This is a genomic window from Enterococcus pingfangensis (assembly GCF_005405205.1).
GTDB lineage: Bacteria > Bacillota > Bacilli > Lactobacillales > Enterococcaceae > Enterococcus_A > Enterococcus_A pingfangensis.
In genome coordinates this window covers 85,209-99,563 of the sequence record NZ_BJDP01000007.1, presented here as the reverse complement: position 1 = coordinate 99,563, position 14,355 = coordinate 85,209, and the positions used below count along the sequence as shown (strand labels likewise).

Annotated in this window: 11 protein-coding genes; 10 read left to right on the top strand and 1 reads right to left on the bottom strand. The window is 40.4% G+C overall.

The window, feature by feature from the left end; all coding sequences use genetic code 11:
- Positions 1 to 96: 96 nt before the first annotated feature.
- Positions 97 to 1,788: an arginine--tRNA ligase gene (gene argS / locus FFM63_RS05580; protein ID WP_137609337.1), complete on the top strand. Its 1,692-nt coding sequence runs from the start codon at positions 97 to 99 to the stop codon at positions 1,786 to 1,788.
- Between the two features lie 113 nt (positions 1,789 to 1,901).
- Here argS and FFM63_RS05575 read toward each other — a convergent pair whose 3' ends face one another.
- Complete coding sequence (locus FFM63_RS05575) at positions 1,902 to 2,387, bottom strand: arginine repressor (protein WP_137609336.1); 486 nt, start codon at positions 2,385 to 2,387, stop codon at positions 1,902 to 1,904.
- A 439-nt stretch (positions 2,388 to 2,826) separates the two neighbouring features.
- Here FFM63_RS05575 and rpsB point away from each other — a divergent pair, with 439 nt between their 5' ends.
- The 9 genes from rpsB (at position 2,827) to rimP (ending at position 14,331) form a co-directional block, all read left to right on the top strand.
- Entirely contained in the window at positions 2,827 to 3,624 is a 798-nt protein-coding gene (rpsB, locus tag FFM63_RS05570; protein WP_137609335.1) for a 30S ribosomal protein S2, read from the top strand.
- Between the two features lie 80 nt (positions 3,625 to 3,704).
- Positions 3,705 to 4,589, top strand: a complete 885-nt coding sequence (gene tsf, locus FFM63_RS05565) for a translation elongation factor Ts (RefSeq protein ID WP_137609334.1) — start codon at positions 3,705 to 3,707, stop codon at positions 4,587 to 4,589.
- A gap of 129 nt (positions 4,590 to 4,718) precedes the next feature.
- Positions 4,719 to 5,441 (top strand): UMP kinase, encoded by a 723-nt coding sequence (gene pyrH, locus FFM63_RS05560; protein WP_137609333.1) that lies wholly within the window; start codon positions 4,719 to 4,721, stop codon positions 5,439 to 5,441.
- A gap of 1 nt (position 5,442) precedes the next feature.
- On the top strand, positions 5,443 to 6,000 hold the full coding sequence (gene frr / locus FFM63_RS05555) for a ribosome recycling factor (protein WP_137609332.1): 558 nt from the start codon (positions 5,443 to 5,445) through the stop codon (positions 5,998 to 6,000).
- 287 nt (positions 6,001 to 6,287) lie between these two features.
- Positions 6,288 to 7,088: an undecaprenyl pyrophosphate synthase gene (gene uppS, locus FFM63_RS05550; RefSeq protein WP_137609331.1), complete on the top strand. Its 801-nt coding sequence runs from the start codon at positions 6,288 to 6,290 to the stop codon at positions 7,086 to 7,088.
- On the top strand, positions 7,085 to 7,879 hold the full coding sequence (locus tag FFM63_RS05545; protein WP_137609330.1) for a phosphatidate cytidylyltransferase: 795 nt from the start codon (positions 7,085 to 7,087) through the stop codon (positions 7,877 to 7,879). Before uppS ends, FFM63_RS05545 begins: the two co-directional genes overlap by 4 nt.
- A 101-nt stretch (positions 7,880 to 7,980) precedes the next feature.
- On the top strand, positions 7,981 to 9,249 hold the full coding sequence (rseP, locus tag FFM63_RS05540; RefSeq protein WP_137609329.1) for an RIP metalloprotease RseP: 1,269 nt from the start codon (positions 7,981 to 7,983) through the stop codon (positions 9,247 to 9,249).
- A 98-nt stretch (positions 9,250 to 9,347) separates the two neighbouring features.
- Positions 9,348 to 13,691, top strand: a complete 4,344-nt coding sequence (locus FFM63_RS05535) for a PolC-type DNA polymerase III (protein ID WP_171000195.1) — start codon at positions 9,348 to 9,350, stop codon at positions 13,689 to 13,691.
- Between the two features lie 166 nt (positions 13,692 to 13,857).
- The gene (gene rimP, locus FFM63_RS05530; RefSeq protein WP_137609327.1) at positions 13,858 to 14,331 is read left to right on the top strand and encodes a ribosome maturation factor RimP; all 474 of its coding nucleotides are present in this window, start codon (positions 13,858 to 13,860) and stop codon (positions 14,329 to 14,331) included.
- Positions 14,332 to 14,355 lie beyond the last annotated feature (24 nt).

Genomic DNA, 14,355 nt, shown 5'->3' with positions numbered 1-14,355 from the left:
GTGCAGTTTTAAATGCACAGAAAATCGTTTTTTATATGCCAAGCTTAGCATCTTAGCCGTCGCTTTTTCATTAATGTGAATCAGGAGGAAATTTGGATGAATAATAAAGAAATCGTTGCACAAGCTATTTTTGAAGCAGTCAAAGAAAACCTGACGCTGCCGGAAGTAGCGCGTTTGCTAGAAAATCCGAAATCAGTAGATCACGGAGATGTCGCTTTTCCTGCTTTTGCACTTGCCAAAGTTTTTCGTAAAGCACCACAGCAGATTGCTGCGGAATTAGCAGAAAAAATCAACACGGAAGCCTTTGAAAAAATTGAAGTGGTTGGTCCGTACTTGAACTTCTTTATGAAAAAAGAAGTTATTTCAAGTATGGTGTTAAAACAAATCGCCAAAGAAGCCAAACATTTTGGCGACAGCATGATCGGCAATGAGGGCAATGTCACGATTGACATGTCTTCACCTAACATTGCTAAACCAATTTCTATGGGACATTTACGTTCAACAGTAATCGGTAATTCTATCAGTTTGATTCTAAGTAAAATCGGCTACAACCCAATCAAGATCAATCATTTAGGTGACTGGGGCACACAATTTGGTAAGCTAATCGTCGCTTATAAAAAATGGGGCTCAGAAGAAAAAGTTAAAGCAGAACCCATCAATGAATTATTGCGCCTATATGTTGAATTCCATGAAAAAGCTGAAACAGAGCCTGAATTAAATGATGAAGCACGGGCTTGGTTCAAACGTTTAGAAGAAGATGACGAAGAAGCATTGGAATTATGGAAGTGGTTCCGCAGCGAATCGTTGAAAGAATTCAATAAAATCTACAGTATGCTGGAAGTTGAGTTTGATTCATACAACGGCGAAGCCTTTTATAACGATAAAATGGATGAAGTCGTTACAATGTTAGAAGAGAAACATCTGTTACAAACAAGTGAAGGTGCAGAAATCGTCGACCTTGAAAAATATGACTTGAATCCTGCGTTGATCAAAAAATCTGACGGAGCAACTTTATACATTACGCGTGATTTATCTGCTGCACTTTATCGCAAACGTGAATATAATTTTGTTAAATCCTTATATGTCGTTGGAAATGAGCAGAGCGGCCACTTTAAACAACTAAAAGCTGTTTTGAAAGAAATGTCATTTGATTGGTCCGATGAAATGGTCCATGTTCCTTTTGGTTTGATCACAAAAGACGGCAAAAAGTTGTCGACGCGTAAAGGAAAAATCGTTTTATTAGAAGAAGTATTGAACGAAGCCAAAGACTTAGCCTTCAAACAAATTCAAGAAAAAAATCCTGATCTGCCGAATAAAGAAGAAGTAGCCCATCAAGTTGGTGTCGGTGCAGTCATCTTCCATGATCTGAAAAATGATCGCCTGAATAACTTTGACTTCAATTTAGAAGAAGTTGTCCGTTTTGAAGGAGAGACTGGCCCTTACGTGCAATATACCCATGCTCGTGCGATGTCAATTTTAGAAAAAGCCAACTTTACAGTTGATCCTAAAGCAATCTATGCCTTAAATGATTCGGACAGCTGGGAAATCATCAAATTATTACAAAGCTATCCAGAAGTCGTGATGCAAGCGGCCGATCAATATGAACCATCAGTGATCGCCAAGCATTCTATTAGAGTGGCGCAAGCCTTCAACAAATATTATGCCCACACGAAAGTACTCGTTGAGGATGAGCAAAAAGATGCGCGTCTTGCACTAGTCCATGCAGTGACAGTCATCTTGAAAGAAGATCTGCGTCTGTTAGGAGTCCATGCACCAAACAAAATGTAATTTGTAAAACAGTCCGAATATCAATCAAGGGCTGGTAAAATAAAGCAAAAAGGAAACTTGGCTAGCCAAGTCTCCTTTTTTGTTTGAATATTTAATGAATTGAAAAGATAGAATCAAGCTTGGGTAAAAATAGTCCCTTGTTCAGGATTTTGTAAAAAACTCGCAACTTTCGCCGCATCTTCAGGTGTATTTGAAATGATGATGATCGTATCAAAACTTGCCATTGTCGCTACGATTAACTCGCTGGAAAGATCATCTAAGACTGAAGCTAATAAATGTGCGTTATCCGGCAAAGTGCTGACGATGGTCATAAATTGGACAGTAGCAACTTTGACAATCACATCACTGGTCATTCGGATCAAGCGTTTGATGTCGTCATCTTCAGTTGGCGTTTGATGTTCTTGGAACAATTCAAAGCGCGGCTTACCAGATTCATCAATCGTTTTTACGATCTTCAAGTCGCGAATATCTCTTGAAATCGTTGCTTGCGTTGCTAAGACTTGGTGTTGCTGCAAGTAATCCATCAATTCATTTTGATTACGAATCGGATTTTCCGAAATAATTTGTTTGATTAATTCATGGCGGTCTTTTTTTCGCATAAAAATCTCCTTATTCCTGATAATACATTTTTTTATTAGAAACGTTGAGTCGACGATCTAGAGACGTCGTTCAAAGAACAAGCGGCAATTCTTAATAACCAAGCGTCAGCCGTTTGTTTGCCAATCATTGAAATCGGCAGTTGTTACGATCTGGCCGTCTTAAATCGTAAAACCAACAGATTAAATAATAATTATGCACTCAGTATAGCAGAAAAAGTTTTTTTGAGCAGTATTCCTACATAAATATTAATCTACGTTTCAGCTGAGAAAAAAAGATTGATTTATTAAAAAGACTCTTGTATAATTACTAATTGTGTGTAGGCGACTACGCAACTAAAATCCACATTTTGACTTGATTTGTAAAGCGGTGCTGCATCGTCAGTTCTTTACAAAAAAGAGAGCAAAAGAGGAAAACAAAAACCAATTGGAGGAAACACAAATGTCAGTATTGTCTATGAAACAATTACTAGAAGCCGGCGTACACTTTGGTCACCAAACTCGTCGCTGGAACCCAAAAATGAAGAAATATATCTTCACAGAAAGAAACGGAATCTACATCATTGACTTGCAAAAAACAGTCAAATTAGTAGACGTTGCTTACGATTACATGAAAGAGGTTGCTGAAGACGGCGGCGTTGCATTGTTCGTAGGTACTAAAAAACAAGCTCAAGAAGCAATCAAAGAAGAAGCAATCCGCGCTGGTCAATACTATGTAAACCACCGTTGGTTAGGCGGAACTTTAACAAACTGGGATACAATCCAAAAACGTATCGCTCGTTTGAAACAAATCAACGCTATGGAACAAGACGGTACTTTCGAAGTATTGCCTAAAAAAGAAGTTGTTGGTTTAAATAAAGAACGTGAACGTTTAGAAAAATTCTTAGGCGGTATCGCTGATATGCCTCGCATCCCTGATGTTATGTATATCGTTGATCCTCGTAAAGAACGTATCGCTGTTCAAGAAGCTCAAAAATTAAACATTCCAATCGTAGCTATGGTTGATACAAACTGCGATCCAGATGAAATCGACGTAGTTATCCCTTCAAACGATGACGCTATCCGCGCTGTGAAATTGATCACTGCTAAAATGGCTGATGCTTTCATCGAAGGCAATCAAGGAGAAGACCAAGTAGCTGAAGAAGACTTCGTAAGTGAAGATGGTGGACAAGCAACTTCAATCGAAGAAATCGTTGATGTAGTGGAAGGCGACAACGCTTCTACTGAATCAGCTGAATAATTTAGTAGCATATGCTGCTTCAAAGTAAATATTTTCCTTTGAAGCAGCTTTTTTAGAAAAATTAAGGAGGCCTTTTTAAAATGGCAGACGTAACAGCTAAAATGGTAAAAGAACTACGCGACATGACTGGCGTAGGGATGATGGATGCAAAACGAGCATTAGTAGAAGTAGAAGGCGATATTGAAAAAGCTGTCGATCTTTTACGTGAAAAAGGTATGGCTAAAGCAGCTAAGAAAAATGACCGCATCGCCGCTGAAGGCTTAGCTTCAGTTGCAATCCATGGAAATACTGCTGCAATCGTAGAAGTCAACTCTGAAACAGACTTCGTTTCTAAAAATGAAATGTTCCAAAACTTAGTTAAAGAAATCGCAGAGTTAGTTGCTGAGCACAAACCAGCCGACATGGATGCAGCGATGAAATTAACAAATGCTAAAGGTGAAACTTTAGACGCAGCATTGATCGAAGCAACTCAAGTTATTGGTGAAAAAATCAATTTCCGTCGTTTTAAAGTTGTTGAAAAAGATGACAATGCAGCATTTGGCGGCTACTTGCACATGGGCGGACGCATTGCTGTTTTAGCTCTATTGAACGGTACAACTGACGAAACAGTTGCTAAAGACGTTGCAATGCACGTTGCAGCTATCAACCCTCGTTACGTTGACGAAAGCCAAATTCCAGACTCAGAATTAGAACATGAAAAAACAGTTCTAACTGAACAAGCATTAAATGAAGGCAAACCAGCAAATATTGTTGAAAAAATGGTTATTGGCCGTTTGAACAAATTTAAAGCAGAAATCGCTTTGGTAGACCAACCATTTGTTAAAGATCCTGATATGACTGTCGAAAAATATGTATCTGCTAAAGGTGCGACAGTTGAAAGCTTCGTTCGTTTCGAAGTCGGCGAAGGTATCGAAAAACGCGAAGATAACTTTGTTGAAGAAGTTATGAGCCAAATCAAAAAATAATTCTGTTTTTTTAACAGTCGGGAACGCACGGACAATGTGCGCTCCCTTTTTTTAAGCAAATTCAAAATTGAGTGGCTTCAAAGGCAGAGTATGCTAAAATATCAATAGAGTGACAGTGGAGGTATTAAGATGGATGAACCAAAGTATAAACGTGTAGTATTGAAACTTAGTGGTGAGGCTTTAGCGGGCGATGAGAAGTTTGGCATCAATCCGCCGGTGATCAAAGAGATCGTTGAAGAAATCAAAGAGGTTCATGATCTAGGGATCGAAATGGCCATCATCGTTGGCGGAGGAAACATTTGGCGCGGACAAATCGGTGCGCAAATGGGAATGGAACGTGCACAAGCAGATTATATGGGCATGTTAGCAACTGTGATGAACGCTTTAGCATTGCAAGATGCCTTGGAAAATATCGATGTGCCAACCCGTGTTCAAACATCAATCGAAATGCGTCAAATTGCTGAACCGTATATTCGTCGTAAAGCAGAACGTCATCTTGAAAAAGGCCGGATCGTAATTTTTGCCGGCGGAACGGGAAATCCTTATTTCTCAACAGATACAACAGCGGCTTTACGAGCAGCAGAAGTAAATGCTGACGTGATCCTAATGGCGAAAAACAACGTCGACGGCGTTTATTCCGCTGATCCTAAACTTGATGAAAATGCCGTGAAGTTTGAAGAATTGACTCATTTAGATGTGATTTCTAAAGGATTGCAAGTCATGGATTCGACAGCAAGTTCATTAAGTATGGACAATGATATTCCACTTGTTGTCTTTAATTTAAATGAACCAGGAAATATCAAACGTGTTGTACTCGGTGAGAACATCGGAACGACAGTAAGGGGGAAATAAAATGGCAGATGCAGTAATGAACGAAACAAAAGATAAAATGAAAAAGGCTCAAGAATCTTTGCAACGTCAATTAGGTCAAATTCGTGCTGGACGCGCAAATGCAAGTTTGCTTGATCGGATCTCAGTCGATTATTATGGTGTCCCAACACCCGTCAATCAAATGGCATCGATCACGATTCCTGAAGCACGTGTCTTAATGGTGACACCATTTGATAAAAACATGATCAAAGATGTTGAAAAAGCAATCATGGCCAGCGATATCGGGCTAAACCCAGCTAATGACGGCAATGTGATCCGCTTGGTGATTCCTCAGTTGACTGAAGAACGCCGTAAAGAATTGGCTAAAGAAGTGAAGAAAGAATCTGAAGGTGCAAAAATTGCTGTTCGTAATATCCGCCGTGACGCGATGGATGATTACAAAAAACAACAAAAAAATGGCGACTTGACAGAAGATGATCTACGTAGTGTTGAAAAAGATATTCAAACGTTAACTGACGATAACATCAAAGCAATCGACCAAATCGTTGCTGAAAAAGAAAAAGAATTATTAGAAGTTTAATTTTACGGCTGGTATGCATTTATTGTATACCAGTTTTTTTATTGGAGACGTGAGTTGCAGCGCAAACAAATGCTGTTTGCTGAAAAGGTCAGAAATACGATTGGTGTAAACAAAAGCAAGCAAGTGCAGCAACGAAAGTTTGAAAAAGTCTAAATACCCATAGATATACATAGGCAAGCTTTTAGATTATTGCTATAATGGCTGATGAATCTAAGTGCTTGTTTGTTTTCTGAAAAATTGGAGAATAAGACAGTAGCTATGTATCATGTAAAAGTAGGAGGGAAAACATGGTCTTACGTTTTTTTCCACAAAAAGAAAAATACACACCGGAAGAGTCAACTTTCATTTTCGATCCTGAGGGTGCAGTGCCAAAGCATATTGCGATCATTATGGACGGCAATGGACGCTGGGCGCAAAACCGTCGGCTGCCGAGAATCGCCGGTCATAAAGAAGGAATGGAAACAGTCAAAAAAATTACAAAGCACGCGAATCGTTTAGGCGTCAAAGTGTTGACACTGTATGCCTTTTCGACTGAGAATTGGAAGCGGCCTGAAGAAGAAGTAAAATTTCTGATGCAGCTGCCAGTCGATTTTTTTGATACGTTTGTCCCAGAATTGATCGAAGAAAATGTTCGAGTTCATGTGATGGGGTATGAGGAATATCTGCCAGCCCACACGCAAGATGCTGTCAAACGTGCGATCGAACAAACCGCGCAAAATGACGGGCTTGTTTTGAATTTTGCGTTGAACTATGGCAGCCGGGCTGAGATCGTTACAGCGATCCAGCAAATGGCTCAAGAAGTTAAAGATGAAGAACTTGACGTTAAGGCAATCAATGACGATGTAGTCGGTGATCATTTAATGACGGGCTTTTTACCGCAAGAGCTGCGTGATCCGGAACTAGTCGTGCGAACAAGTGGGGAAGAACGAATCAGTAATTTCTTGCTATGGCAATTAGCTTATAGCGAATTATATTTTACGAAAGCTTTATGGCCGGATTTTGATGGGGATCATTTAAAAGCCGCAATCGCTGCTTTTCAACAAAGAAATCGGCGCTTTGGAGGCTTGGACAAGGGGGAGAAAAAATGAGACAGCGAGTAATCACTGCGGTTGTCGCTTTAGTGATCTTTATTCCGATTCTGTATATCGGCGGGATCGCCGTAGAAATAGCAGCAGCAGTATTAGCAGGCGTGGGTGTGTACGAATTATTCCGGATGCGAGGCCTTGCAATTTTAAGTGCTGAAGGAGTACTTTCAATATTAGGTGCGGTCTTTCTCGTCTTGCCGGCGGAACGCTGGTTGCCGTTTTTAAATGAACACGACGGTAATTTTCTATTGTTTTATTTAACAGTAATGATCATTTTAGGTATTTCAGTTGTGTCGAAAAATGCTTATACGATTGATGAAGCGGGTTTTCCAGTCGTTACGAGTTTATATGTCGGCATGGGTTTTCAAAATTTGGTTACCGCACGAGCAGATAGTTTAGCTATTTTGTTGTTTGCTTTCTTTGTTGTTTGGGCAACGGATATCGGGGCATACATGGTAGGCAGACAGATCGGCAAACATAAATTATGGCCAGATATTTCACCTAATAAAACGATTGAAGGCGCATTAGGCGGAGTCACCAGTGCAGTCGTAATAGCAGTTATCTTTATTTTGATTCAACCACAAATTTTCCAACACAATCTAGTGACGATGATCATCTTTACGATTATTTTTTCAATCGTTGGACAATTTGGTGATTTAGTAGAATCTGCGATCAAACGTCATTACGGGGTAAAAGATTCAGGTAAGATTTTACCTGGACACGGCGGTATTTTAGATCGTTTCGACAGTATGTTGTTTGTTTTTCCAATGATGCATCTATTAGGAGTATTTTAAAGAGCGGCAACGCTCTTTTTTTAAATTTTTTCTGAAAAGAGCTGTATTTTTTTAAGTCTGTGATAAACTAACTCTAATAAATTAGTGAAGGTAGGAAAATTATGCGTACGATTATTACATTTTTAATCGTTTTTGGCGTCCTTGTGATCGTTCATGAATTTGGTCATTTTTTCTTTGCGAAACGCTCAGGGATTTTGGTTCGAGAATTTTCAATCGGCATGGGACCAAAACTAATCGCTCATATGGGCAAAGACGGCACCACTTATACATTACGTTTACTGCCGATCGGTGGGTATGTTCGAATGGCCGGTTTAGAAGACGAAGAGACTGAACTGAGTCCAGGAATGCCGCTGTCGGTTGAGCTGACTGCTGAAAATGAAGTACGTCGAATCAACGTCAGCAAAAAAGTCCAATTGCCCAATAGTATTCCAATGGAATTGATCTCAGCAGATTTAGTGGATGATTTGACGATCAAAGGGTATGTAAACGGGGATGAGAGCCAAGAAACGATCTATAAAGTTCAGCATGATGCAACAGTTATTGAAGAAAGCGGGACCGAAGTCAGGATTGCGCCGCGAGATGTCCAATTTCAATCAGCGAAACTAGGCGCGCGGATCTTGACTAATTTTGCGGGACCGATGAATAATTTTATTTTGACAATCGTATTGTTCATCGCTTTAGCATTCTTGCAAGGCGGTGTGGCCGATTTTCAGACAAATCAGATCGGTACGGTCCAAGCTGGCAGTCCAGCGGCCGCTGCTGGCTTGAAAGACCATGACACAATCGTCGCTATTGATGGAGAAAAAATTTCTTCGTGGGATGATCTGACAAGTACGGTCACGAAAAAACCAGGAGAAAAGCTGAGTGTTGCGATCGAACAAAATGGCAAACAAAAAACGGTCCAACTAACACCGAAAAGTGTAGAGAGCAATGGTCAAAAAGTTGGTCAAATAGGAGTGACGCCGTATCTTAAAACTGGTTTTCTAGACAAAGTCGCTGGTGGACTGACCCAGTCATGGGAACTGACTAAAAATATTTTCAGTGCTCTAGGATCACTATTCAGTGGGTTTAGTTTGGATAAACTCGGCGGTCCAGTGATGATGTATCAAATGTCTGCGGAAGCTTCACGTGCCGGTTTCAAAAACGTGATCTATTTGATGGCGCTGTTATCAGTCAACTTAGGAATCGTCAATCTATTACCCGTTCCGGCATTTGACGGCGGCAAGATTTTATTGAATCTGATCGAAGGACTACGCGGGAAACCGCTTGATCCAGATAAAGAAGGGTTGATCACGATGATCGGCTTTGGTTTTATCATGCTTTTGATGATTTTAGTGACTTGGAACGATATCCAACGTTTCTTCTTTTAAATGAAAGGATCGAAATTTTTTCGATCCTTTTTCTAATGCAATCATAAATAAAAACAGGTATACTGGAACATACTTGAAAAAGTGAAGGAGATGTCATTTTGTCTAAAAATCGTGAACTGTTCGAAAATTTATTACGACAAATTGAATTGGCTGAGGCTGAGCAGCAACTTGCAGAAATCCAAGCATCAGTAATCCAAGAAGTTGTTGTTCATGAGAAATCTCGTATGTGGGAATTTTTTATTCAAACACCGCAAATTTGGCCAGCCAAATTGTTTTATACTTTTCATCAAAAATTACAATTGGCTTTTCAATCGATCGCAAAAGTAAAATTACATATTGTACCAGCAGACGATCATTTCGAAGAAGCGCTCTTACAAAATTATTGGCAACTGGCGCTGAGCGAGCAAGATTGCGATACCCCGCTTGTCAAGCAAGTTTTAAGTCAAACATTGCCGCTGATCCAAGAAAAGCGGATTGTTTTGCTGATCGACAATGAGACAGTCATCCCATTTTTGAAACAGCAATATTTACCGCTGATCGAAGAAAACTTAGTTTCGTACGGGTTTCCGCATTTGCGGATCGATCCGGAAGTAGACAAAGAACAAGCAGACAAGAAATTACAAGAATTTGAAGTTCGAAAAAAAGAGCAAGCACAAGTAATGCAAGAACAAGCGGCTGCTAGTTTGGCACAATACGAATCAAAGAAAAAAGAGAAGAAAGAAAGTGCCGCTCAATTTGATGGCCCCATCCAAATGGGACGGAATATCCCGGCAGACGAGTCCATTACACCGATGGGAAATATCATCGAAGAAGAACGTCGGATCACTATTGAAGGTTTTATTTTTGATAAGGAAGTCCGGGAACTGCGCTCAAAACGGAAGATCTTGATCTTAAAAATGACGGATTATACGTCATCGTTTGTAGTAAAAAAATTCTCTAATGGGGAAAAAGATGAAGCGATTTTTGATGCGATTGCGAATAATAGCTGGATTCGTGTGCGAGGAAGTGTCCAAGAAGACACATTCATGCGCGATCTAGTTATGAATGCGCAAGATATTCAAGAAATTAAACATCCGCAACGTCAAGATACCGCAACTGAGAAACGTTCAGAATTACATTTGCATACTAATATGAGCACGATGGATGCGATCAACAGTGCAAGTGAATTGGTTGCTCAAGCTGGAAAATGGGGACATAAAGCCATTGCGATTACAGACCATGGCGGTGCGCAATCTTTTCCAGAAGCGCATGCGGCAGGAAAAAAAGCCGGCGTGAAAATTTTGTACGGCGTTGAAGCGAATGTTGTTTCTGATGGTGTGCCAATTGCCTATAACGACGCACATCAATCATTGACTGATGCTACTTATGTAGTATTTGACGTGGAAACTACCGGCTTGTCAGCGGTTTACGATACGATCATTGAATTGGCTGCGGTTAAAATGCACAAAGGAAACGTAGTCGAGACATTCGAAGAATTTATCGATCCTGGACATCCACTGTCAGAGACGACGATCAATTTGACAGGAATCACGGACGAAATGGTTCGCGGATCCAAACCAGAAAAAGAAGTCATGGAGTTGTTTGAACAATTTTGTGAAGGCGCGATCCTCGTTGCCCACAACGCGACGTTTGATATCGGGTTTATCAACACTACTTACGTTCGACACAATATGGCTGAAACGCCGAATCCCGTTATTGATACTTTGGAAATGGCGCGGTTTTTATATCCTGAATTTAAACGTTTTGGTTTAGGCGTTTTGACTAAAAAATTCGGGGTCAATTTGGAACAACATCACCGAGCGGTTTATGACGCGGAAGCTACCGGTCACTTGGCGTGGATCTTTGTAAAAGAAGCAATCGAAAAACATGATATGAATTATCATGATCAGCTGAATGATCACGTAGGCGAAGGGGATTCTTACAAACGGGCACGACCATTCCATGCAACGATTTTGGCGAAAAACCAAGACGGCTTAAAAGATCTATTCAAACTGATCTCAATGTCCAATGTGGAATATTTTGAACGGGTGCCGCGAATCCCTCGTTCGCAATTAAGCAAAATGCGGGAGAATCTTTTAATAGGCTCTGCTTGCTCACAAGGCGAGATCTTTGAAGCGATGATGCAAAAAGGTGTGGAAGAAGCAAAAAATCGGGCGGCTTTCTATGACTATATTGAAGTAATGCCAAAAGCTGTTTACGCGCCACTGATTGAACAAGAGTTGGTGAAAAGTGAAGCAGACTTAGAAGATATTTTGCGAAACTTGATTCAGATCGGAAAAGAATTGAACAAGACCGTTGTCGCAACGGGCGACGTACATTATTTGAATAAAGAAGAAGCAATCTATCGGAAAATTTTGATCAGTTCGATGGGCGGTGCCAATCCGTTAAATCGTCACAGTTTGCCGGATGTTCATTTCCGAACAACGGATGAAATGCTGCAAGCCTTCAGCTTTTTAGGTCCTGAGTTAGCAAAAGAAATCGTTGTCGACGGACCAAATACGATTGTTGACAGCTGTGAAGAGATTATCCCAGTTAAAGATGCTCTTTACACGCCTAAAATTCCTGGTTCAGAAGAAGAAATCAAAAAACTAAGTTATGATCGCGCGCGGGAATTATACGGAGATCAGCTGCCAGATATTATTGAAAAACGGTTAGAAAAAGAACTAACCTCAATTATCGGCAATGGGTTCTCTGTGATCTATTTGATCGCCCAAAAATTAGTCCACAAAAGTAATGCGGATGGCTATTTAGTTGGCTCGCGTGGATCGGTTGGTTCAAGTTTTGTCGCAACGATGACCGGGATCACCGAAGTAAATCCACTGCCGCCGCATTATTACTGTCCTGAGTGCCAGTATTCAGAGTTTTTTGAAGATGGTTCTTACGGTTCTGGTTTTGATATGCCGGAAAAAAATTGTCCTAAATGTGATGCACGGCTGTATAAAGATGGACACGACATTCCGTTTGAAACATTCTTAGGTTTCCACGGAGATAAAGTTCCCGATATCGATTTAAACTTCTCAGGTGATTATCAATCTGAAGCTCATAACTATACGAAAGTATTATTTGGTGAAGAATATGTTTATCGTGCCGGAACGATCGGTACGGTTGCTGATAAAACGGCGTATGGATTTGTTAAAGGCTATGAGCGCGATCATAATTTACATTTTCGCAATGCCGAAGTAGACCGTTTAGCAAAAGGCGCGACTGGTGTCAAACGGACGACTGGGCAACATCCAGGGGGGATCATCGTTATCCCGGATTATATGGATGTTTATGATTTTACGCCGATTCAGTTTCCAGCGGATGACCGCAATTCGGAATGGAAAACAACACACTTTGATTTCCACTCAATCCATGACAATGTATTGAAACTTGATATATTAGGACACGATGATCCAACTGTGATTCGGATGCTGCAAGAATTGTCAGGAATCGATCCTAAAACAATCCCAACAGATGATCCAGAAGTGATGAAAATCTTTTCAGGTCCGCAAATTTTAGGAGTTGAGCCTGATCAAATCTATTCTAAAACGGGAACATTAGGAATTCCTGAATTTGGGACGCGATTTGTTCGCGGGATGTTGGAAGAAACTGGGCCAACGACGTTTGCTGAATTGTTGCAAATTTCTGGTTTGTCTCACGGAACGGATGTATGGCTGGGCAACGCGGAAGAATTGATCAGCCGCGGCGAAGCAAACTTAGCACAAGTAATTGGTTGTCGGGATGACATCATGGTCTATTTGATCCATGCAGGTCTTGACAGCGGAATGGCCTTCAAAATTATGGAGACTGTTCGTAAAGGTCAATGGAATAAAATTGATGCTGAATTACGTGAAACCTATTTAACGGCGATGAAAGAAAACAATGTGCCTGATTGGTACATCGATTCATGTTCGAAGATCAAATATATGTTCCCTAAAGCCCATGCGGCAGCGTATGTGCTGATGGCATTGCGGGTTGCTTATTTTAAAGTTTATTTCCCAATTCTTTATTATTGTGCCTACTTTTCAGTGCGTGCGGATGATTTCGATTTAGTGGCGATGGCCAAAGGCAAAGACGCGGTAAAAGCAGCAATGAAAGCTATCACAGATAAAGGGATGGACGCTTCGACGAAAGAAAAAAATCAGTTGACCGTCTTGGAATTGTGTAATGAAATGCTGGAACGTGATTTCCATTTTGGAATGATCGATCTGTATAAATCCGATGCCCATGATTTTGTGATCGATGGTGACACGCTGATTGCACCATTTCGTGCAGTACCTGGACTGGGTCTAAACGTTGCCAACCAAATCGTGGAAGCACGTAAAGACGGGATTTTCTTATCGAAAGAAGATTTAGCTTCCCGCGGTAAAGTTTCGAAGACATTGATTGAGTACATGGACACACATGGCGTCTTGAAAGATCTGCCGGATGAAAACCAGCTTTCACTTTTTGATATGTAAAGAAAAGGATAAATTCTGGGTTAAAATGAAAGAAACTCTCATCATGAAAATGCTGAGGTTGAATTTTCAATGAAATTGTGCTAGTATAACAAAGTAATCATAGATTGATGGTGAGTGAGCGGATTTTTCGCTCACTCTTTTTAATGGATTAAAGGAGGCTGGCAGTTTGAGCAGTGTAGTCGAAACAGTGACTGACTTAGTAACTCCCATTTTGGATGAGCAGAATTTTGAGTTAGTCGAAGTGGAATTCGTCAAAGAAGGAAAAAGTTGGTTTTTAAGAGTATTTATCGATAAAGAAGGCGGTATCGATATTGAGGAATGCGCCTTTGTCAGTGAAAAACTTAGCGAGAAGCTGGATTTAGTTGATCCAGATCCAATCCCGCAAGAATATTTCCTTGAGGTTTCTTCACCAGGGGCCGAACGTCCATTGAAAAAAGAAGAAGATTACCACAAAGCAATTGGACAATATATCAATATTTCGCTTTATCAAAATATTGATGGTGAAAAACAATATCAGGGCTTCTTGAAAGAATTTACTGATGAGAACTTGACATTGACAGTGAAAATCAAAACACGCACTAAAGAGATGATCTTTGAGCGTAAGAATATCGCGAAAGCCCGCTTTGCGATCGAATTTTAATTAGCAATCAAACCTATTTTTCTT

What these genes read in the sequence shown, in the direction of transcription:
- argS (WP_137609337.1), top strand. Translation starts at nt 97, where the DNA reads ATGAATAATAAAGAAATCGTTGCACAAGCTATTTTTGAAGCAGTCAAA.
- FFM63_RS05575 (WP_137609336.1), bottom strand. Translation starts at nt 2,387, where the DNA reads ATGCGAAAAAAAGACCGCCATGAATTAATCAAACAAATTATTTCGGAA.
- rpsB (WP_137609335.1), top strand. Translation starts at nt 2,827, where the DNA reads ATGTCAGTATTGTCTATGAAACAATTACTAGAAGCCGGCGTACACTTT.
- tsf (WP_137609334.1), top strand. Translation starts at nt 3,705, where the DNA reads ATGGCAGACGTAACAGCTAAAATGGTAAAAGAACTACGCGACATGACT.
- pyrH (WP_137609333.1), top strand. Translation starts at nt 4,719, where the DNA reads ATGGATGAACCAAAGTATAAACGTGTAGTATTGAAACTTAGTGGTGAG.
- frr (WP_137609332.1), top strand. Translation starts at nt 5,443, where the DNA reads ATGGCAGATGCAGTAATGAACGAAACAAAAGATAAAATGAAAAAGGCT.
- uppS (WP_137609331.1), top strand. Translation starts at nt 6,288, where the DNA reads ATGGTCTTACGTTTTTTTCCACAAAAAGAAAAATACACACCGGAAGAG.
- FFM63_RS05545 (WP_137609330.1), top strand. Translation starts at nt 7,085, where the DNA reads ATGAGACAGCGAGTAATCACTGCGGTTGTCGCTTTAGTGATCTTTATT.
- rseP (WP_137609329.1), top strand. Translation starts at nt 7,981, where the DNA reads ATGCGTACGATTATTACATTTTTAATCGTTTTTGGCGTCCTTGTGATC.